This is a genomic window from Rhodohalobacter mucosus, assembly GCF_003150675.1.
GTDB lineage: Bacteria > Bacteroidota > Rhodothermia > Balneolales > Balneolaceae > Rhodohalobacter > Rhodohalobacter mucosus.
This window is the reverse complement of sequence record NZ_QGGB01000006.1, coordinates 68513-91018: the sequence shown is the minus strand read 5'-3', so window position 1 is coordinate 91018 and position 22506 is coordinate 68513. Positions and strand designations below refer to the sequence as shown.

15 protein-coding genes and 1 pseudogene are annotated in these 22506 nt (G+C 47.5%); 9 read left to right on the top strand and 7 right to left on the bottom strand.

Annotation, left to right across the window (positions count from 1 at the left end):
* Window positions 1-25: 25 nt before the first annotated feature.
* Window positions 26-1756: a DNA polymerase/3'-5' exonuclease PolX gene (gene polX, locus DDZ15_RS08165; protein ID WP_109646600.1), complete on the bottom strand. Its 1731-nt coding sequence runs from the start codon at window positions 1754-1756 to the stop codon at window positions 26-28.
* Between the two features lie 132 nt (window positions 1757-1888).
* Here polX and DDZ15_RS08160 point away from each other — a divergent pair, with 132 nt between their 5' ends.
* Both DDZ15_RS08160 and DDZ15_RS08155 read left to right on the top strand, forming a co-directional pair.
* The gene (locus tag DDZ15_RS08160; protein WP_109646599.1) at window positions 1889-2683 is read left to right on the top strand and encodes an Fpg/Nei family DNA glycosylase; all 795 of its coding nucleotides are present in this window, start codon (window positions 1889-1891) and stop codon (window positions 2681-2683) included.
* Between the two features lie 195 nt (window positions 2684-2878).
* The gene (locus tag DDZ15_RS08155; protein ID WP_109646598.1) at window positions 2879-3322 is read left to right on the top strand and encodes a DUF2267 domain-containing protein; all 444 of its coding nucleotides are present in this window, start codon (window positions 2879-2881) and stop codon (window positions 3320-3322) included.
* Between the two features lie 298 nt (window positions 3323-3620).
* Here DDZ15_RS08155 and nadE read toward each other — a convergent pair whose 3' ends face one another.
* Complete coding sequence (gene nadE / locus DDZ15_RS08150; RefSeq protein WP_109646597.1) at window positions 3621-5492, bottom strand: NAD(+) synthase; 1872 nt, start codon at window positions 5490-5492, stop codon at window positions 3621-3623.
* A 187-nt stretch (window positions 5493-5679) separates the two neighbouring features.
* Between nadE and DDZ15_RS08145 the strand changes: the two genes are divergently transcribed.
* The 3 genes from DDZ15_RS08145 to ftsH all read left to right on the top strand — a co-directional run bounded on the left by DDZ15_RS08145 (window position 5680) and on the right by ftsH (window position 11472).
* Window positions 5680-6858 (top strand): hypothetical protein, encoded by a 1179-nt coding sequence (locus tag DDZ15_RS08145; protein ID WP_109646596.1) that lies wholly within the window; start codon window positions 5680-5682, stop codon window positions 6856-6858.
* Between the two features lie 262 nt (window positions 6859-7120).
* Window positions 7121-9103, top strand: a complete 1983-nt coding sequence (locus DDZ15_RS08140; protein ID WP_109646595.1) for a protein-L-isoaspartate(D-aspartate) O-methyltransferase — start codon at window positions 7121-7123, stop codon at window positions 9101-9103.
* 410 nt (window positions 9104-9513) lie between these two features.
* The gene (ftsH, locus tag DDZ15_RS08135; protein ID WP_109646594.1) at window positions 9514-11472 is read left to right on the top strand and encodes an ATP-dependent zinc metalloprotease FtsH; all 1959 of its coding nucleotides are present in this window, start codon (window positions 9514-9516) and stop codon (window positions 11470-11472) included.
* A gap of 297 nt (window positions 11473-11769) precedes the next feature.
* Here ftsH and DDZ15_RS08130 read toward each other — a convergent pair whose 3' ends face one another.
* Window positions 11770-11988 (bottom strand): addiction module protein, encoded by a 219-nt coding sequence (locus DDZ15_RS08130; protein ID WP_109646593.1) that lies wholly within the window; start codon window positions 11986-11988, stop codon window positions 11770-11772.
* A 362-nt stretch (window positions 11989-12350) separates the two neighbouring features.
* Here DDZ15_RS08130 and DDZ15_RS08125 point away from each other — a divergent pair, with 362 nt between their 5' ends.
* From DDZ15_RS08125 to DDZ15_RS08105, 4 genes are all read left to right on the top strand, one after another.
* Window positions 12351-12842 (top strand): HAD domain-containing protein, encoded by a 492-nt coding sequence (locus tag DDZ15_RS08125; RefSeq protein ID WP_146198548.1) that lies wholly within the window; start codon window positions 12351-12353, stop codon window positions 12840-12842.
* A 251-nt stretch (window positions 12843-13093) separates the two neighbouring features.
* Entirely contained in the window at window positions 13094-13681 is a 588-nt protein-coding gene (locus DDZ15_RS08120) for a vWA domain-containing protein (protein WP_109646591.1), read from the top strand.
* A gap of 360 nt (window positions 13682-14041) precedes the next feature.
* Complete coding sequence (locus tag DDZ15_RS08110; RefSeq protein ID WP_109646589.1) at window positions 14042-14929, top strand: hypothetical protein; 888 nt, start codon at window positions 14042-14044, stop codon at window positions 14927-14929.
* Between the two features lie 74 nt (window positions 14930-15003).
* Window positions 15004-15564, top strand: a complete 561-nt coding sequence (locus DDZ15_RS08105) for a hypothetical protein (RefSeq protein WP_109646588.1) — start codon at window positions 15004-15006, stop codon at window positions 15562-15564.
* Between the two features lie 57 nt (window positions 15565-15621).
* Here the strand turns inward: DDZ15_RS08105 and DDZ15_RS16830 are convergent.
* The 4 genes and pseudogenes from DDZ15_RS16830 to DDZ15_RS08085 form a co-directional block, all read right to left on the bottom strand.
* A pseudogene (locus DDZ15_RS16830) lies at window positions 15622-15946 on the bottom strand (DUF91 domain-containing protein); the annotation flags it as partial.
* Window positions 15947-15956: 10 nt separating this feature from the next.
* Complete coding sequence (locus DDZ15_RS08095; RefSeq protein WP_109646587.1) at window positions 15957-16664, bottom strand: CBS domain-containing protein; 708 nt, start codon at window positions 16662-16664, stop codon at window positions 15957-15959.
* A gap of 19 nt (window positions 16665-16683) precedes the next feature.
* Entirely contained in the window at window positions 16684-19416 is a 2733-nt protein-coding gene (locus DDZ15_RS08090) for a phospholipase D-like domain-containing anti-phage protein (protein WP_109646586.1), read from the bottom strand.
* Window positions 19417-19427: 11 nt separating this feature from the next.
* Window positions 19428-22463, bottom strand: coding sequence for an anti-phage-associated DUF1156 domain-containing protein (locus DDZ15_RS08085; protein WP_109646849.1), 3036 nt, complete (start codon window positions 22461-22463; stop codon window positions 19428-19430).
* Window positions 22464-22506 lie beyond the last annotated feature (43 nt).

Below are 22506 nucleotides of genomic sequence, written 5' to 3'. Positions count from 1 at the left end.
CGGTACCCGTTTATTGTTTATTCGTTCATCCGTTCTTGCCAAAGTGTTCCAGCAGCTCATCAACTCCGAGGGTGTTCACTACATTTTTGGGTTCAAGCCAGCCGCGCCGCGCCTGGTACACACCGTATTTCATGTTTTTCAGATCACCTATGCTGTGCGCGTCGGTCGCAACGGAAATCATCAATCCCCTTTCCATGGCCATTTTACAGTTGCGGTCATTGAGGTCCAGCCGTTCAGGATTGGCGTTGATTTCCATCAGGATCTTTTTCTCCGCCGCTTTATCCATGATGGCTTCCAGGTCCAGCTCCATCGCCTCACGCTTCTGCAGCAGACGGCCGGTTGGATGTGCCAGGATGTCAAACCAGGGATTGTCCATTGCCTTCAGGATTCGCTCGGTCTGTTTATCGCTATCCATATCCATGTGGTAGTGCACCGAACAGATACGCAGGTCAAGCCGGCTCAGAATATCATCCGGAAGGTCCAGCGATCCGTCTTCCAGAATATCCACTTCGGCACCCTTCAGAATCCGGATCCCGTCTGTTTCATCGTTCAATTCGTCAATTTCCTTCAGCTGCTCAGCCAGCTCGTCTGCATCAAGCCCGCCGGCTACATTTACGCGCTTTGAATGGTCGGTTATCGCGATGTATTGATAACCCAGGTCCCGGGCTGCCTCAGCCATCTCCCTTATGGAGGCTCCTCCGTCGGTATAGGTTGTATGCATGTGGATATCCCCTTTGATGTCGTCAAGGGTGATGAGATCGGGAAGATTATCCTTCTCCGCCAGTTCAATCTCCCCGCGGTTCTCCCTCATTTCGGGCGGCACCCAGGCCAAATCGAGAGCTTCATACATCTCTTCTTCCGTTTCACCTGCAATGGGTTCGTCTTCGCCTTCCCTGAAGATGCCGTACTCGTTCACTTTCAGATCGCGGGCGAGAGCCCGTTCGCGCAGATGGATTCCATGCTCCTTGGAACCGGTAAAGTAGATCAGTGCCGCCCCGAACGATTCTTTGGAAAGAACGGCCATATCCACCTGCAGACCGGATTTCAGGCGAATAGAGGTGCGTTTTTCCCCCTTTTTAATCACTTCATCCACGTCTTCGTAACTCACAAAATGATTTGCAATGGCTTCCTCATCCTCACCGGTAGCCAGAATATCCAGATCACCCACAGTCTCTTTACGCCGCCGGTAACTCCCCGCAATCACAATCCTGTCTGCCTCCTTGCACTCGTTAAGATATTCAAGCAGCGGTTCAGCGATTTCTTCCGCACGCGACAGAAGTGTCCGCGATTCCTGATTGCTCTGCCGCTCAAGTTCTCTCCCGATTTTTTCCTCGGTTTTTTTGCCGAAGCCCTCGATCTCCCGGACCTTATGTTTTTCTACGGCCTCACGGAGGTCAGTAATGCTGTCAACATCCAGTTCATCATATATCTCTTTGGCGCGCTTGGGGCCAATGCCTTCCAGGTTCAGCAGATCAGCAAGCTCTTCAGGCACCCTCTTTTTGATCTCTTCGAGCTGCTTCAGTGAGCCGGTTTTCACAATCTCCTCAATCTTCTCCGCAATGCTTTCACCCACATCCGGAATGCCGGTGAGATCTTCCCCGTCTGACACTTTATCGGTCAGATTTTCCGTCAGGTTATCAATCGACCGTGCGGCCTGCCGATACGATCGTACCCGAAACTCATCAGCGCCCTCAATTTCAAGCAGATCTGCCGCTTTTCTTAACATATCGGAAATGTCACTATTGTGGACGGGCATAATGATTTAAATTGTTTGAACGCTTATTAATGGAACAAAAAAACAGGCCTGTTTCGTTTAATATTTAGTACATAGAATGACAACTTTCTGAGTGTGCCGTAAATCACAGCATGATTAACCTTCTCAGCCCAAATGGATATGCCGGAACTGCCCGAAGTAATACATTTTAAGCACTACATCGAATCCACCGCCCTGAATCAGACTATTGCGGATATTGAGGTACTCAACGACCAGATTCTGGCCAATGACAGTGAGCAGCAGTTCAAAAAACACCTGTCCGGACATGCATTTGCATCCTGCTCCAATTACGGCAAATACCTGTTTTTGCACTCTACGGGCGCGCACTACCTGGTGATGCACTTCGGAATGACGGGAAGCCCCGTCTACTTCAAAAATGAAGGCCATAAACCCGATTATCCCCGGGCGGTTTTCCATTTTGATAACGGTTATAAGCTGGCGTTTAACTGTATGCGCATGTTTGGCAGGCTGGAGTTAACTGAAGCCAAAGAGGCATTTATTGAAGACAAAGAGCTGGGTCCCGATATCTCTTCTGAGGGGTTCAGCTTTGAAACCTTTCGCAAGCTGATGGAGAACCGCAGAGGCATGATCAAATCATCACTCATGGATCAGCATTTGATGGCCGGAATCGGCAATGAGCAGTCGGATGAAATTCTGTTCCAGTCGCGCATTCATCCCAAAAGAAAAGTAAGCGATCTGAGTGAAGACGACCTTCAGAAGATCTATAGAACAATGCGGTCGGTTATCGAAACGAGAGTGGAGTGCCTGGATCAGGGACGGCCGATGCCGGACAATTTTCTGCTGGAACACAGGGAGGAAAATGAAGCGTGTCCCGCATGCGGCGGAACCATTGAGAAAATAGCCGCAGCGGGGAGGTCAGGCTACTTTTGCCCGTCCTGTCAGGATTGAGCCGAGGGGGAATGGACGAATAGCGCTTTGCTTTGGCCTGAAATCTGCCGGAAATCAATGGCAGAGCAGGATTTCAAAGGTTTTATCGAAATTTTATTCTGTTCATTTCTGTTTTAAAGGTACGATCGGAGACGATTCATATTCAGACTGAATCACAGAATTGAAAAGCTTAAAAAAATCAAAAGAGGTACAGTCATGGCAGCATTTCCAGTAATTGACAAAACAGTTCAAAAAACAATGATACTAATTGATGAAGTAAGCGTGGAAGGCAATTTTCACGACCGGGAAAAGGCGTTTAAAGCACTCCGGGGCACCCTCCATGCACTTCGCGACCGGTTGCAGGTTGAAACAGCAGCGCACATAGGTGCGCAACTGCCGGTTTTGCTGAGCGGCTTTTACTACGAGGGTTGGAAACCGGCTGCAACGCCGCGTAAAGACAGGTCTCAGGAAGAATTTCTTGAGCATATCGATGAGTATCTTTCAGACAAAGCACCTGAAATAAACAGTATGCACGCCGTTCAGACTGTTTTCAGGGTACTCAACAATCATATCTCTGAAGGGGAAATTGAGGATATCCTCAAGGTTCTGCCTGAAGAGCTGCGTGAATTGTGGCCGGAACAGGCACAGAGCCTGGCATAATTCAACAGCACGATCTATATCTTTCCGGAGCCATTCACCCTCACCGGGTTGAATGGCTTTTTTTAATTAACGTGTCGTGAAGTCGATATAAAATCGATGAATTGACGACGAAATAAGTCCCCTCCTTCCCAAGGTGGGGAATTCCCCATAGGCATCCCAATGGGAGGGGATGGTTCCTTAAGGCTAATGAACCAAAAAACTCCCCCTTACCCTGCGGGCATAAGCGTAGATTTCACTATGGTTCGCCCCTCCCTGCTTGAAGGCGGTACTCTCTTTCGGGGCAGCCTACACAAGTCACTCAGTCACCGCCCAGCAGTTTTCTCTTCATCTCTTTGTAGTTCTGGGTATAGTACACGCCTAACTGCGACTCGCGGAGGTCGAAGCCAAATGCGCGCTTGCTCACCGCAATGATCGGCGGTGCCTGTATGCGTTTAAAATAATTTATCTTGTACAGCCTCCAGATTCTCTCCAGATCCTCCACAAACAGCGAATCGCTCGCAAAGTATTCTGAAAGAAAATTCCGATCCATACCAAGAGTATCCGACAAACTCCCATCCGTGTATCCCTTAAGAATATCCTCGGGATCGAGCCTCCACTCGATGAAGGCACGAAGCAGCTTGTCGTGGTACTCGTACGCAAAGGGATCGCCTTCGCCCTTCTCAATATCCTGTTCAGCGCTGAGTTCAGCTGAAGCGGGAATGTCGAAAAGCTCGTCGGGAAATATCTGTTTCTTTTCCACAGAATTTATATATGTGCAGAGGTCGTACACCTGTGTCTTGTATAGATCGGCGATCGGTGCCACGGCTCCGTTCACATCGCCATAGAGCGTGGTGTAACCCGTTGCCACTTCACTCTTGTTGCCGTTGTTGATAAACACCGCATCCAGTGCCGAAGCAATACCGGCCAATATCCTGCTGCCGCGATCGCGCGACTGTATATTTTCTTTATCCACGCTGCTTAACTCAAGCATCTTTTTCACTCCCGACGCATCCAGACGGGTAAATTCAGTCTGTTCGAGCTGCTCCACGGAGTACTCATAAACATCCTGAATGGGAACAATGGCATAATTCAAACGGAGGGTTTCTGCCATCCGGCGGGCAAGGCTTTTTGTGATGTCCGAATTGAATTCAGACGGCATATTCACCCCGTACACATTTTCCGCACCCAGTGCTTTGCTCACCAGGTAGGAGCTCAGCGATGAGTCCACTCCGCCGCTCATGCCGATTACTGCTTTTGAGGCTCTTATCAGTTCAAAAAATTTCCTCAACCCATAGATAAGCCCGCTTAACAGCTCTTCCTGATCCCGTTCGTGAGAGAGTACCGGCCTTTTGATCACATCAGTCCGGCTGCTGAAAAGCGTGGTTCTTATAACGTCATCACGGTACTCGCGGCACATATCCCGCAGGGAGCCGTCACGGTTATAGATGGTGGTTCCGCCGTCGAAGAGAAAGATGTTTTTCCCGTTGTTCTGAACTCCCGTATTGTTCACATAGACAAACGGGGCTTTTTGCGCCTGCAAACGCTGGCGCACCACACGGTGCCGCTTGTCATTTTTCCGCCATGTCCATGGTGAGCACGAAATATTGATGATGAATTCCGCGCCGTTATCGAGCAGAATCTCAATCGGGTGAATGGAATAGTCATCGCTCCACATATCTTCGCAGAGGCTGACCCCGATCTTTCTCTCTTCACCGTTTATATCAACGGTCAGCGGCTGTATGTAGTCACGGACCGACATCCCACGATCCTGTGCCAATTTGCGCGATGAATAGAAGTGACGGTCATCGTCAAATTCTCGGTAGTCGGGGTGAAGCGTTTTACAGACCCGTGAGATGATCTTTCCGTTCTGAGCCGTAAAAGCCGTATTGAACTTACGGATCCGCCCATCCTCCCCCACTTTCTGCTTGTCTGCATCCACGCTGCCCCACACAATGACAAGGCCTTCTGAAAGCTCTGCAATGCGTTTATTGTAGCTCATGCAGTCGTTAATAAATGCGCTGTTTTCCCACTCATCACCGATGATATACCCCGGCACGGCCATCTCCGGAAAAATGACGATATCATCACCATTCTTTTTCGCCTCCGAAACGCGCGATCTGATTTTTTCGAAATTTTGATCCGGATGTCCCGGTTTTACCTCAATCTGGCAAGCGGCAATGTTGATTTCCATATAAACTAATTTCTGTCTGATTCAGCGTATTGAGCCGTTCTGCAGGTACCATACAGAGAACCGTTGCGTCAATGTACAACTCTCTGCCGATCCATGGATTCGGTATCAGCTGCTCATTCCCGTCATGAAACAACATTGGGGAAAGAATTGTTTGATATGATGGAGGAACAACATAAAAAATTCTGATATGGAAACCCCGGAAGCCGATTCTGTAGCAGCGGCAAAAACACTCATGGACGAATTCGCAGAGGGAACCGGTCTGACGAAGGGCGGTGAGGAGAAGCAGAACCGATATCTGTGGACGGACGCCTTTGCCGTACAGAATTTTCTGGCCCTCTCCTCTCATACCGGCGACGATACGTACAAAGATCTGGCGAGACACCTGATAGAGAAGGTACACTACACCCTGGGACGCTTTGCCCCCGCCGATTCGCGGACCGGCTGGATCAGCGGATTGGGTGAGGAGGAAGGACGAAAGCACCCGACCGCGGGCGGACTCCGAATCGGCAAGAAGCAGCCCGAACGGAAAAAGACCGAGCCGCGTGATTCACAACGGGAGTGGAGCCGGGACGGCCAGTATTATCACTACCACACGCGCTGGATCAGCGCCCTGCTGCATGCCGCTCAATATCTGGAGAACGACCGGGATAAACTTGTTGAAAACGCCGCCGAATTAAGCCTCGCGGGGAAACATTTTCTGAGGAGTACGAACGAACACCTGCATCTCTTCTGGAAGATGAGCGTGGACCTCTCCTACCCCCAGGTGCTGTCGATGGGCGCACACGATCGGCTTGACGGGTATCTGACGGCTCTCACCTGCCGTCGGTTGACGGGTGATGCGTTTGATTTCAGCGAGTATTTGCTGCAGCTGGAGGCGCTCTGTGAAGGAAAAAACTGGCAGACATCCGACCCTCTCGGCCTTGGCGGACTCTTGCTGAATACGGTTCGGTCTGCGCAGCTCGCAGCAGATGTGGACCTGCCGGCATCCGTATCGCCTCAAACCCTTTTTGATGACGCACTCAAGGGGCTGAAAAGCTATGCCGTTCAGGCAGACCATTCATCCTCCCCGGCATACCGCCTGGCATTCCGGGAGTGCGGACTGTCGCTGGGTTTACGGGTTGCAGACAGCCGGCGCGATATTCTTGAAGACAACGGGCTGGAATCCGGCAAACTTGACGACCGTCTCTACCTGGCCGATGAGATTGAGCATTTCTGGAGCAAAAGAGAGAACAAGGACAATCCCACATACATAGATCACGTCCACATCAACCACGTCAGTCTCGCCTCTTCCCTCCTTGCACAGGCCGAATCCGCATTCTTCAGCGCCCCGGGATTTGGTGAAATGAACACTATTTCGAGACAGTAGTTTGCTCAGAATTGTCCCCCTTTCCCCGAAAGGATCCCCCCGGGAAACTCATGCAATTTGAGTAAAATCAATGCTAATCCCTCTTCCCCCGGTTAAGAAAACAAGAGAATCAAACATCCGGCTTTTCTGAACCGATGTTATTTGGCGCCAACTGGTTACGAACACGGAGAGGAATCAACAAACGGGAATCATTAAACGAACCTCCCTCCTCTTTTGTTGATAGAATAAGAGCAGCTTAATACGGAATAAAAGGGATAAAGAGATGGTTGACTTACTGGATCAAAAACAGGAGATGCTGGAAAAACAGCTGAAAGCAAGAGGGATAACCAATCAGCGGGTACTTGATGCGATGATGGAGGTCCCGAGAGAGGAGTTTATCTCAAAGGATCTGGTTGAGTACGCCTACCGGGACGCGCCGTTGCCGATCGATGAAGAGCAAACCATCTCGCAGCCCTACATCGTGGCCCTGGCGGCGGAGATTCTGGATATCCGCGAAGATGAGAAGGTGCTGGATGTGGGTACCGGATCCGGATATGCGGCTGCGGTGATGAGTGAACTGGGAAAAGAGGTGTATACCATTGAACGGCACAAATCGCTTGCAGAGTCCGCAAGCAAACGGTTTGAAAGGCTTGGCTACGATAACATTTATATTCTGCACGGTGACGGTACGGAAGGCTGGCCCGAGCACGCTCCGTTTGACGCCATCAATGTGGCGGCTGGAGGCCCCCGGATACCGGAGGATCTGAAGGAGCAGCTGGCCCCGGGCGGCCGCATGGTGATCCCGGTTGGTTCCCAGATACGGACGCAGCGGTTGGTTCTCACTACACGCAACAACGGGCAATTCAGCGAGCGGGACCTTGGACGGGTTCAGTTTGTGCCGCTGATCGGCACGGGCGGCTGGGTGAACCGCGAGGCGAAAGAGGAATCTCCCCCCAAAAAGAAAAAGAGCGTCACCGACCGCATCAACGATGCCGCAGAACCATTCAACAATCCCGAAAGCGCAGACCTCTCTCCCCTTCTGGAGCGGATCGGCGACGCGCGGGTAGTGCTGATCGGAGAGGCCACGCACGGAACCTCCGAGTTCTACCGGCTGCGTGAACAGATCACCAGGAAGCTGATTGAAGAGAAAGGGTTTAATATCGTATCGCTGGAGGCCGACTGGCCGGATGCCGCGCATATCGACCGGTTTGTGAGGGATCTGGACATTCCGCTTCCCGAGGAGGAACCGTTCACCCGGTTCCCCACCTGGATGTGGAACAACGGCGAGGTGCTGCGTTTTGTGAAATGGCTGAAGGAGTACAACGAGGGAACCGCTGATCCGGACAGCAGAACCGGGGTGTACGGACTCGATTTCTACAGCATGTTCTCCTCCATCAAAGCGATCGTTGACTACCTGGAAGATCTTGATCCCTCGCTCGCCGAGATTGCGCGCAACCGCTACGGCTGCCTGTCGCCCTACGAAAACGACCCGACCAGCTACGGCGCGGCCGCCATGAGCGACGAGTACCGCAAATGTGAAAAAGAGGTCACGGAGATGCTGCGCAGGATCCTGACCCGCCGCATTGAAAAAGCGGAGCAGGACGGAACCCGCTACCTGGATGCCCTGCAGAATGCACGGCTCGTAGCCAATGCGGAGAAATATTACCGCAGCATGTACTTCGGGGCGCAGTCGAGCTGGAACCTGCGCGACACCCATATGTTTAAAACGCTCACCTCACTGATGGACCACCGCGGTGACGATGCCAAAGCGGTGGTGTGGGCACACAATTCACACGTTGGTGACGCACGCGCCACAGAGATGGGCGCCCGCGGAGAGCACAATATCGGTCAGCTCGCCAAAGAGCATTTCGAAGAGGACGCCTATAACATCGGGTTTGGAACCGATCACGGAACCGTGGCCGCGGCCCACAACTGGGGCGGCCGGATGCGGGTAATGGACGTGCGTCCCTCACACAATGAGAGCCTCGAGCGCCTGATGCACCGGGCAGAACACGACAACTTCCTGCTTCCGCTGCACAAAGAAGGCCACGGAGAGCTTACACGCGAGATGGAGAAAAGCCGGCTGGAACGCGCCATCGGCGTCATCTATCGTCCGGGTACCGAAATGCAGAGCCACTACTTTCAGGCGTCGCTGTCGAACCAGTTTGACGAATACATCTGGTTTGATGAAACCCGCGCCATCAACCCGCTCCCCCCGCGAAAGAAAGAAAAAGGCGTACCGGAAACCTATCCGTTCGGACTTTAAGACCGGCGATGGACGATGAACGATGAGTGACTTGATCCAAGGTACAGGGTTCAGGCTACAGGCTACAGGCTACAGGCTACAGGCTACAGGCTACAAAGGGCAAGGTTCGACATGTGAATGATTTACGAACAACGATTCACGATGAACGAACTGCGATCTTTTCTAAATAAAAAACTCCATTTTGACTTTTCACTTTTGCCTTTTGCCTTCTGCCTTCTGCCTTCTCAATACTCAATACTCAATACTCAATACTCAATACTCACAACTGACAACCAACAACCGACAACTAACAACTGACAACTAACCACCAACCACCAACCACCAACAACTAAATCTAAACACTCAAAACTATTTCTCCCCCAAAACTGTTTTATAACCAATAAGATCGATTCACAAAAAACTGACCTGATTTGGCAGACAAAAAGAAGAAGACCGATCAAACGAACAAAAACGGCAAAAAGAAAAAGCAGGGGAAACAACAGAGGCCCGGACGCGGACGGAATGCATCCTGGGGCAATCTGCTGCTTTGGGTAATTTTTACCGCCTTGCTGATCTCGTGGCTTACCTCCTCGAATGGCGGACTCTTTTCCACATCGCCCGAAATTGCCTACAGCGAATTCCGCCAGGAGCTCAGCCGTGAAAACGTGGAGAGCGTGCACGTACAGGGTGAGATGATACGCGGAGAGCTGCGGGAGCCGCGCGTGCTGGAGATCAGCGAGCAGGATACCACGCGGCATGAGCGCTTCATCACCTACATCCCCTCGTTCGGCGACGAGCGCCTCTTATCGATACTTGAGGAGCAGAATGTAGCCGTATCCTCCGAACCGGAATCGGATTTTAACTGGTGGACTCTCTTTCTGATCGGTTTTCCGATCCTGCTGTTCATCTATGTCGGATTTATGTTCTACCAGCGCATGAGGGCACGCGGTCAGGGGTTTTTTAATATCGGCAAGAGCAAGGCCAAGCTGCAGGAACCTGAAAGCATCGACACCACGTTCGACGATGTGGCCGGCCTTGATAACACCAAGAAAGAGCTCACAGAAGTGATTGAGTTCCTGAAAGAGCCCGACCGCTTCAAGGAAATCGGCGCCAAATTGCCGAAGGGACTGCTTCTTGTGGGTCCGCCCGGCACCGGCAAAACGCTACTGGCCCGTGCGGCGGCCGGCGAGGCCGACGTTCCGTTTTACTCCATCAGCGGATCCGATTTTATGGAGATGTTCGTGGGCGTGGGCGCCAAGCGGATACGCGACATGTTCAAAAAGGCGAAGGAGAACTCCCCCAGCATCATCTTCATTGACGAGCTCGACTCCGTAGGCCGAAGGCGCGGCGCAGGGCTTGGCGGCGGACACGATGAACGCGAGCAGACCCTCAACCAGCTGCTTTCTGAGCTCGACGGCTTTGAACGCAACGAGGGCGTGGTGGTGATGGCCGCCACCAACCGTCCCGACATCCTCGACAAGGCGCTGCTGCGTCCCGGCCGCTTCGACCGACGGCTGACGGTGGATATGCCCACCCAGAAATCGCGTGTTGAAATCCTGAAGATACACGCCAAAAACAAGCCGCTGGCCGACGATGTGGACCTGGAGAAAGTAGCCCAGAGCACGCCCGGGTTCAGCGGTGCGGATCTGGAAAACCTGCTCAACGAGGCCTCTCTCTATGCGGGACGCGACAAACGCAAAAAGGTGACCATGGACGATATCGATCGCGCACGCGACAAAGTGATGATGGGCCTCGAGCGCGAAGGAGTTCAGATAGACGATGAGGAGAAAAAGATGCTCGCCTATCACGAGGCGGGTCATGCGCTGGTGGCGGCCGTTCTTCCGCATTCCGAGCCGATCCACAAGGTCACCATCATCCCCCGCGGAAAAGCGATGGGCGCCACGCAGCAGTTTCCGGAAAAAGAGAGGTATATCTACAAACGGGAGTATTTGCTCGACCGTCTCGCGGTGGTGATGGGCGGACGCGCCGCAGAGGAGCTTGTCTTCGAAACCTCGACCAGCGGTGCGCAGGACGATCTGAAGCAGGTGGCCAAGCTTTCACGCAAAATGGTGCTCGACTGGGGCATGAGCGAACGCTTTCGCCATATCTCATTGGGAAGCGAGGAAGAAGAAGTGTTTCTGGGCCGCGACATGAGCCGTCAGCGCGAATACAGCGACTCAACCGCCCGCGAAATTGATGAAGAGGTGAACAAGATTACCGAGGAAGCGTTCGATCGCGCACTCACCACCCTCAAGGAAAACCGCGATGTACTGGAAAAAGTGGCCGAGCTGCTTCTTGAGAAAGAAGAAATTGCCGGAAAAGAAGTGGATGAGCTGCTCAGCGGCCAAAACGGCCAGACAGACATCGATGAAGATCGGGAGAAAGACTGATTACGCGGCCAATGGATGAACGGGCAAAACAGACGAACAGACGAACAGAGTAACCGAGAAAGTGTTTTTTGAATCACGATCTCAAGTCGAAGGCCGCCTGCAGATTGGCCGGCGATTAGAGACGTTCGTAGCGGGACGACAAGAAAGAAACCATACCGGTGAGATCCTGGAGTGACGACCACCATTTAGATGGACCATTGGTTTCTTTTCGTCCAGCGCAGGACGGATCCGCCGGAGAATCTGCCCGCCGGTGATTTTCCCATCGGGATCCCTTCGGGGTTGGTTACTTTTGATCACTCAAAAGTAACATGCATTTCGAATCTCCTTTTTAGCCTGACCCCAGCTTTTATATGTTGCATCCCCCTCTTTCACTGCGTTTTTTCGCCTGGCCAGTTCTTCCTCATGCCAGGCCGGTGGTTCGTAACCGGCAGATGCGGATAGATCAGCCCATAGCTTTTCCATAAGCTCAATTTTCTCGGCAGTCGAAAGTTTATCTATTGAAATGGATTTGTTCATATTGTCAAGCTAATAAAATTGCAATTATTTCCAAGTGAGAGCGGTAAATCAGGGAGAAAGCCTTGATATGTGCTAGACGATGAGCGACTTGTGATTTATGAAAGTCGATAGGCAATGGTCAATGGTAGATGGACGATATATTTGATCTATTCTAAATCAAACATCAACCATCGTCCATCGTAGATCACAACTCATTTCCCGCCTGCAGATTGGACGGCGATTAGAGACGTTCGTAGCGGGACGACAAGAAAGAAACCATACCGGTGAGATCCTGGAGTGACGACCACCATTTAGATGGACCATTGGTTTCTTCCCGTCTCGTGGAGGACGGATCCGCCGGAGAATCTGCCCGCCGGTGATTTTTGATTACTTTTGATCACTCAAAAGTAATAGGAAGAGTCCTCAACACAAAAAACCACCTCCGCCGACAGGCGAAAAACGGAAAGAAACCGTCACGGTTCGACTGGTGCCCCATGGCCGCGGCGCATATCAATCTGCTCACCGAAAAACTGGGTGCCCAAATTGTGGTCACCTCCACCTGGCGTTATGAATATTCCCTGGATGAACTGAAAAAGCTGTTTCATCAAAACGGGATGAATCCGGACCATGTGACCGGCGTCATTCCCAGCCTCATTTACGAAGACCGATCCGCCACCCGCGGCGAAGCCATTCAGGCCTGGATCGATGAAAATGATGCCAACAACGGCCTTCATCTCATCCTGGATGACAACGACAACGGCATCAGCGAGCGGTTTCCGCATTTTATTCAGACGTCCGACAAGGAAGGCTTTGCGGATAGGGAGATGATCAGGAGGTGCTTGATGATTGCTGATGGAGAATTGACCCTCGGGTAAACAAAGGCCCGATACACTTTATGAACCCATCTCAAAAAGATTAAATTCTTATACCGATGCCATCACATCTGCTTACTGAATAGCCAATTATTAGTTGGCTAAACTAAGTTCCAATAGATCGTCAAGAATCCATACTCAAAATAATTTTGGATGCGGTGACACCACGTTGTCACTCACAATACCGATATTAAATCAGAGTACCACCAACCACTAGCTACCAACTACCAACTACCAACAAAACAAGGAGAAAAATGAAAAAGGGACTATCAGAGATACTTTGCATTATTGACAGATCGGGATCTATGAATACGATTAAGAGTGACGCGATCGGAGGCTTCAACACCTTTCTGGCCGAACAGAAAAAGCAGCCGGGAGAGGCTTCGTTTACGTTTGTTCAGTTCAATACGGAGATGGAGGTCGTTCATGAGAACAAGCCTCTTAACAACGTGGAACCGATAACAGATGATGATTTTATACCCGGCGGAGCGACCGCATTGCTGGATGCCGTGGGGTTTACCATTGACAGTACAGGCAAGAGATTGGCCAATACGCCGGAAGCAAACCGGCCTGAAAAGGTGATTGTTGCCATTCTAACGGACGGGCAGGAAAACTCCAGCAAAGAATACCATTTGTCAAAAATCAAAAAAATGATCAAGCACCAGAAGGAAAAGTACTCATGGGAGTTTATCTTTCTGGGAGCGAATCAGGATGCTTTCTCAGAAGCTTACAAAATAGGCATTGACAATAAAGATGCATTTAACTTCGCAGCGACAGATGAAGGAGTACGATCAGCTTACAATGATATGAGCATTCGTGTATCTGATTACAGAAAAAAGTAAAAAACAAGAGTTCTTGCGTTCTTATTCACGATTAGCAGTAAATGGCATTCTGTTTGACTGATGGCATTCAGAATCAGCCGGTTCCGTTCATTCCGGAAAGTCTATCCATTACATATCAATCATCGGCGAAGAAGTTGATGAAATACTCTCCTGCAACCTTGGCAATTCAGATTCTGATGAAAACGAGGACGAGGACGAGGAAGCAGTGGACTGATTTTTTTGGTAGATGGTCAATGATCGATGGACGAGTGTCAGCTTTAAAATCTGATTTTTTTTTGCAAAGAGCGACATTTCGATTTCACTTTAGTTACTATATTTACTATAATATTTGTAGTATTAAAAGTAAAAAAAGAGAAACCCATGAAATATTATAATATCGAGATCGATGAAGAGGTCCGGCAATACCTCCTTAACAAAATTGAAGACTTCGGAGATACCCCAAACTCAATTCTGAGAAGAGAATTATTTCAAAATAAAGAATTAACACCCACAGTAAGCCCCTCTCAGCTATTCCCTTCTTTGCCAAGCAGTATCCCAACCGCTCTTCAGCATATATTGGAAGTGATACATTTAGTTAAGAAAAGAGGACTTTCCCGGGTTGATGCTACCAAGGCAGTCTCCAAAAGACATAAAGTGAGAAGAGAAACTGTACTGGATAAGTATGGCAGGCAACTTGACAAAACAACAAGTGAAGTTGACAGTTTGCTTGAAGATCAAAATCTGCCGGAGTTCAAAAGAATTCTGTTAAACAAGTTTCAAGATTACAGAAACATAATTGAAGGATTCTTTAATGAAATAATCAAAACTAATCCGATTAATAGCTCGAGAAGGAAAGTGAGCAATCAAGGTGGCGATAAGGATACTACCAGCGAACATGTAGCAATAGAGGTTTTGTACAAACATGCAGATCGCTTGTTCAAAAGCAAACCTGCTTCCGTTCGTATTGATGAAAATGAATTTGAGGTCAACTCCTGGACTGAATTTGATGAAGCAGTTATTCGATGGTTTCTCGAAAACGGGCTTTTGAACCAAAGCATGCTTCCAATTGATGCGACAAGCAATAAATACTTTATCAACTCAAAACCCCGGCATAAGCTTGAGACTTACGATGGGCAATGGAATAAAGTTGAAGAAGGTATTTACTTTGATTCAAAGTACAATGCCCCAAGCCACATACGAAACATCTTGAACCTTACAGAGATGCTGGCACCAAGCCTAAAGCATAAAATAAAAGTCAGGCTTAAGTAGCGGAATAAGGTGTTTTACTCCCGCATATAATTTGGAGCAGTTAGTGTAATGATGCATACAGGATATCAGGCAACATGAAAGAATATTCAATCATATGGATACCGTTTTCTAAAGACTCTGACGTAGGGCAGCGCATTATGGATTCTAAAGACTTTGCACTTCCCTACTTTGTTGATGGCAATGACAAACAGCAGTTTGAAGAATCCAATCCTGGCGGACTTTCCCCGGTACATTTGCTTCGCGGCATACTGGTAGGTTATTCTGACGAACCGCCGATTGTAGATACAAGCACTTTCAAACAGAAAGCCAAAGTGATACTAATGGATCTCCAAAATCACTTTGATTACGATTCACTGGAAGATTTGATACTGAATATTTCGGCATTTATAAGACAGGAAAATGGTGACACTGCCAGCTTTGAAGCACTGTTGACAGGCACTAAAATCTGTCCAGAGAGTTCAAAGATTAAATTTGATTGCTGCACGGACCTGTATAATCTGCTTGAAAGGGAACAATTCCACGATAAAGAATGGGGCAAAAAGAAACTTGGTGAACTGTTATACCAAATTGAGAGAGATAAAATAAATCCTACTTTTGTTTCCTACATTGATACATTTAAAGAATGGGCGGAATGAAATTTAACGTAAGTGGCAATTAAACGTCCCTAACCTTTCCATGTTTCAATTCTCTTCATAACTCTTCAAAATCAAAGGCTCAAACTCAGTTTATGACCCATCATCCAATCCAGATAAAACAACCCCTGGCTTATCACGTTCTCATTCATCGACCGCTTGTACTCGATGTCGACCGGCTGCCGTTTTCATCAATACCCAACGTATCAATCCTACCGCCATGGTTAGAGCCTGTTGAATATTCGGTAGCTAGAAACCTAACACCCAGGTACGTATCAAGATTTTTCTCAATCTGATCTTGGAGGGATTTTTCGATTTTTACGGCAGAACCTGTGAGTTCAGTCACTTCCTGGTCTTTCAATTGGAAGAGCTTGATGTCAGACATAAGTAATGCATTATATTAGTGAGTAAATTTTTGAAACATCATAATGAGTTATAATACCCATCAATTTTTGTTCTTTTTTTCCATCATTCGTAATCAGAAGAGCGTCAAGTGGTTGCTCTTTATAATCGATTTTCCTAAAAATCTCTAGGACATCAAGAAGTGTTGTTCTTCTTGAAATGAAACTAAAATTATCTTGTACTTCCTTGTAAGGTAATACTTCACGGATAGCTACATTTTCTAATAAGTATCCACCTTTCTCTTTATGAGCTGCAATCCACCTTGCAACCGCATCAGTAGTTAATAAGTCAAAAAATTTTCCATCTTCGATTACGGGTAATTGCGAATAGTTTCCTTTATAGAAACGGTCCAGTGCATCTGAAATCATTGTCCCAGGTTTAACCGATTCAATCTTAACCTGAAATTTAGGGATGACTTTAGCTGGATTCTCGATTTTTTTGACAATTTCTTCCAGTCTAGATAATACCTCATCGTGAGGTTCAGCTATCGCCTTATCATCGCTTACACTTTCGTGTACTATAGCATTTCTAAGTTTGGCATATTGTTGGATATATTCTTTATAGTGCCTGAATACAGTATTTCCTCTTGTAATCTCAGCTAACATTTTGCTAAAACTTTCATCTCTTGGTAATTGGGATTGTTCGGCTACTAACTTTTCCAGTTTTTTAAACAAAGAGATAAATCTATCAGAATTCTTCATTGAGAAATTATCCAAATTATTAGCTCCACCCTTTTAACAATTGCTCCTTCTTATCATCCTCAAATAGAACTCTTTCGCAGGTTTCCCAATCGATATTTTCTATCTGGTGATACCTCATTTCAAAAGGATGCTCTTTTGGGACCTGGTTAATAATTTTCTCAGCTTGTTTCTTCTCACCTATAGCCACTTCTATCCAGACATCCTCAAGCACATCCGGAAGTTGACCAAATAGGTCGTAGATACCTTCCAGACGATCTGATAATAGTTCATGCACACGATCTTCCACTGAGTCTTTATATCTCATATTGTAAACATCCACAACATCTCGTGTTTGACCAATTCTTTGAATACGGCCTTTCCTCTGTTCAAGACGAGTTGGGTTCCAGGGTAAATCAAGATTAATGAGGGTACCGAGTCGTTGTAAGTTCAACCCCTCACTGGCTGAATCAGTACCAAATAGAAGTTTTAATTCACCTCGTTGAACTCTCGCTTTAATCGTCTCCTTTTTCTCGGGCTTAAATTCACCTTTTTTAATGATCCCTGATTTATTGCCCCCGGCATATATAGCGATTTCGATCTCCGGAAATTCTTCAGAGAGTTGGTCGGCCATATAACGGATCGTATCGTGATATTGGGAGAAAACGATGCAACCAAGCTGTAACCAATTCTTTTTAAAAAGATACTCCTTCAACGAGGCGTATTTGGGATCCTTATCTTTATGCGAATCAAGCTGACTGATCAGACGTATTAATATTTCTCGCTCCTTATCTGTCATTTCGCTGGTAATGATCGACTGATCTTCCTCAGTCTCAACCTTTTGGGTTTCTGTGTCATTGATGCTACTGACATAATCTTCCTCCTCAGCTTCTAAATCTTGAAACTGGTTCCCAAGAAATTTTATAGCTGTATTTTTTCCAGCCTGAATGGAACTACCCATTCTTCTTAGAAGCATCGTTCTCATGAAACCGGCAGCTCGCATTCGTTCTCCTAGCTCGTCGCAAAACTCTTCGGCACTCTGGTAAGCATCCCGTAGATAACCGGGTAAGGTGACCGCTTCATGATCTGCCTCACCATGTAGACGAACACGAACAGGCTTCAAAAAAGGTTCATTGGTTTTGGGATCTATAGTTTCTTCTAAAAATTTTCTTTCTCGTCGTATGATGTGCCGAATAAACGGATTGTGTTCAGAAAAAATTGACTCTACATTGGATTGGAGCCTTCGCTTGTCTGCAGGGTTCAGATCATTGAATTCAGGTCCTGTTGCTACAGAATCTGTTGGGCTTTTTTGTAACCGACGCCGGATCAACCCAAATAGCTGTGCTTTTTCATTTGCAGGAGGAAGGGGGTTTCTTACCCAATCCCAGATTTCATTGACGTCTTCCGGCACATCCTGCTTGCCCTGGATGAGTTCCAACGTATAAGCTTTGTCCCGCTTCCAAATAGAGAGTTCATCACCTATTACATGATCCGATCCCCTATTTAAAATTGTCAACAGATCAAAAGCCTCAATTGGGTAAAGTTGAACCGGAGTAGCCGTTGCCAGTAACATATTGTTTGTTTTAGGTGAGATCTTCAGAAGAAAGTCCATCATATTGTTAGGCTGAATCGGCTCATTTTCGCCATCTTTCTTCAAATTCTTCCGCCGGGCTCGGTGGCACTCATCAACAATGACACATTCGTAATGCTGATTTAGTAGATAATCCGGTATCTCTCCTGCTTGCACAATTAATCCCTGACTTAGAATACCAACCCTTCTGGGGCAGTTTGTTACGGATTCCCTTCCTGACGAGGGGTAAGATATGCCGTTTTCATCTACCCATTGCCTTCCATCCCAAACAGCTGATGGCATATTTAAGAGATGTTTCATCTCTTCCTGCCACTGCCAGATCAATGTTTTTGGAGCAATAACGAGAATAGGTCCTTTTGTTTTTAAAGCAATCAAAAGAGCTGTGAGTGCTAGTTGAATGGTTTTTCCCAATCCTACCTGATCAGCCAACACAAATCGCGCACCTCGACCGGATTGAAATTCATCCCAAGCTACTTTCACAAAGTATTTCTGATGGGGCCATAACCCATACTCTTTTCTGTATACCGGTGTCTCCACGACAGCTCCGGCAGGATCACCATCCTCTTCCCACTCCTCCTTTCGGATGACAACTCGCTTCGAGATTCTCCCAATATCTTCTATAACAAAATCTGATAAAGGTACCGCGCTTGGATGGTTCCACAATCCGTTAAACTCTTTCTTTACCCAGTCGATGGCTTCATCTGAACTGTCTTCCCAAAGCATTTCATAATTAAGCTTCCAGGCTGAATACGTTTCATTGGTACTCCCCATAAAGGCGAGCTGAGATCCATCTTTTTGGGTGATTAACCCTGCTTTACCGTGGATCAGACCAAACTCTTCGGAAGGCAATACACGAACTTCCATTTTACCGCTTTTTAACAACTTAAAGAGTCGTCGTAGGCGAGGGTTTGCTTTCTCCAGCTTTTCCATTTCTACTTTAGATGTCCACTCTTTACGAATAGCCATTTCCGCAGCTCTGGCTGTTGCTACATCCTGCTGTTGTAGATCTGAATTGCATATGATACGTACTTTACCAGGAATCTGTTCAATAGCCTCACCCGCAACTTCCAAAATTGAGGAGCTGAAATACCCGGCAATTCGATCATATGATTCCGCACTCCGGAGCTTTTCGTTTAAGAACGATTCATCTATTTTGTGCGATCTGGAGGAATATCTTTTGATCATCAGGTAAAGATTTAGACCGTATCATTTTCAAGATAACCGCGCAATACCCGAACCGTCTTGATGTCTTTTTCCCAGTGGCGAATGTCTGTGCATCGAAGGAGCATGTAGTCCAGAATGTGAATGATCTGCTTGCGTTGCCCCCAGTAATCCGGCAGCTCATTTTTGAGCCAATTTCGTCCTGCAATTGGATCCTCTTCTTTGTGAGCCTCCCGTATTGCAAACAGTACATGCCGAACGAGGGTTTTTCCGAATCCGTCGCGGTTCAACTCTTTGCGATCAAATTCGATGGGGGTCATCAGGCGGGTTTCGTTGGCACGGCCCGATTTTAGGTATTCGCTATAACTCTTCAGTCCATACCCCCGAGCCATCTCCTGGTACACGCCGGTACGGTATTCCCCGTGACCCTGAATTTCGAGTCCTTTGATGTAGAAACGTTCTTCCGGAGTGAGTTTACGCCACTGTACCGCATCAAAACCGTTGGGCACAAGGTGATCCATCGCCACACCCACTGCACTTTCGATGATTTTCTCAATTTCGGAGGGTTGGCCTTTTTTACGCTCTTTCGACAGCTCATACTCCACGTCAATATCTTCGATGGAGTTGTACTGAGTAAGTACACGTAGTGCTGCAGCATAAGCTGCCAATTGGTAATCTGCATCCCCAAAGTTAGGATCTTCTTCATCATCCAGGGCAGTCATATAGTCGAGTTGTTTCACTACTTCATACTCTACATCTGCTTGTATGTCGCTTAAAAAGCCAATCTCATCCCCCGTCCGTTTTCGAAGCACCATGATGACCGTTCCCTGCACATAATTACCCTTTTTAATTCCGGCCGAATCTGTTTCGGTTTGAATGGTCCAGGCAGTGGTAACCTGCAGACCGGAGGCCCACAGAATCAGGGCAAGATCCGCCCACACGCTGCTGTCCTGATGGGTAAACATGACCACCTGTGCACCGTTATCAGGCATATGTTCAGTAAAGTTTTTATAGCACTCCACCATACTCTGTTTGAAGGATTCTCCTTCACCCTTCACTGCAAGTGCACTTCTTGAGTCTGCATACCATAAACTGAAGGCTTTCTTGATCAACTTCTCATACCACGCTACAAAAAAATCACCAAGTTCATGATAATTTACTGCATCTGCATACGGTGGATCTGTTATCCAGAAGTCGGAATTTGTATCAATAATTCGAGCATCCGCAGTTATAACTCTATTACTATTTTCATGCTTCTCTTCTTCAGGAATTTCAAAAACATAAAACGACTTAAGCCCGGTTATGCTACGACAACCATATATAATTTGAGTATTTAAGGCTTGATTGAAATACACGTTTCTTGATGTACCAGGCCCTTTGGACTTGTGACTATCCCAACCACATAAGCGTGACAACCTATCAACAGCTGCACCAACTGATAAGCAAGCAGCGGCATACATTTCAGTTTCATAATGGTCTGATTCGCCTAAAAATGATTCTAAGAATAATCCGTGGGTTAGCAGCTGCCTCGGATTAAACAGATGATGCCAATGTGTCCAGCCTCTTGTTCTTTTTGGTTCTTCCGTTTTATCACCGTCCGGTATTTGTGATGATGGGATAAATCCTTTCTTCTGCCACTCATCAAATCTCTCTCGAAGTAAATAAAGAACACGTTCATCTCTTTTTAAGTCTTTTTCATTTGGTGCTACGAAATGCCGGCGTGTATCTTCTTTTAAAATTCCCTCCCCAAGAAGTTCTTCCAGATTCCGGATATTTTCGACCTTTTCTTTTGTCAGAATATCACCCTTGTTCAACTTTTGCAGAACCTCCCCTTTAACATCAATTAGGCTACCTTTTTTTCGGACAACATACATATCCTCGATATACCGGATACAGTAAAGCCGTTCCTGAAACACATCATCTGGGCGAGGTACGATATCCTCATTCTCCCACATTCGAAGGCCATATACCCGTTCTCCATCCACTTTGTTATCCCCACGGATGGTGGAAATATCAAATCGATCACCCGTTTCCGGGCAGATCATTTCACTGTTTTGTACAGTCCCCTCTCGGGCTTTGTCCATTGTTGCTTTATCAGCCCCGGTTATTACTTCAAAATTATAGCGTTTGTTTTCATGATCAGGTACTAATACAGCACAGACCTTATACTTTTCACTAATCACCCAGCTTGGAGACAACGGTACCCAATAACCGGTTGCAGGGCTCTTGGCCTCCACACAATACAGGTAAGCATCTGCTCGCCATCCTTTTTCGTTATGCTCAATGCCCCATTCGGTAATCCGCCGGTCAGCTTTTTCAAAGGCCTCTTCCTGGGCTTTTTGTACACGCTCTTGAACTTCTTCACCACCACCAATAATGTTTAGAGAGGCCCACGTTAGGAGCGCGGCTGCTGGATTCAAATCACTACCATACGCTTCACACCCAATACGGGCTGCTTCAAAGGGAATGGACCCGCCACCACAAAAGGCATCCCCCACTCGGGGTGTTCGTCCAAACTGCTTTTCCCCTAACTGTTGAACCAGTTCCTGTAAACTGGTCGCAGAAGTGTCCAAATGCTCGTTAATCTCATTCCAAGCCTCTTCAGAGGGCCCATCTATTTGCTCTGGCCGGTCACAAAAACTAAGCTTGTCATCATAACTTAACCTGTCAAACAGGATATCATTTAATTTTGACCTGTCATCCCTGTCCAGCAGATCTTTCAATTCTGTGTAATCCTGAACCTCTTTTCCAACCAACTCTTTAAAAATATCCTGATTACCATAGCTAAATAACTGCCTGGATGACATATTCTTTGAACGTCTTCTTCGCAGACCTTTATCATCCATCGTCATAATTTTAAGGAAGATTTCCAGGTCTTTTTGAGGATCATCACTGGCAGGCATCAGTAGTCCAAAAATAGTTGCGCGTACCAGCACAAGTGGCTTACGGCCCCACCATTTACCCAAACCTGTTAAGGTTTGACTCGCCCCGGCTTTCCGCTCTTTATAGCTCTCTTTCGAAACCTTGGAAACTGGAAATTGTGCTTCAATAAAGGATCGTCTGTAGCTCATCAACTCTAAATCTATTTACTTTAAATTCAAGGCAGCAGTGATT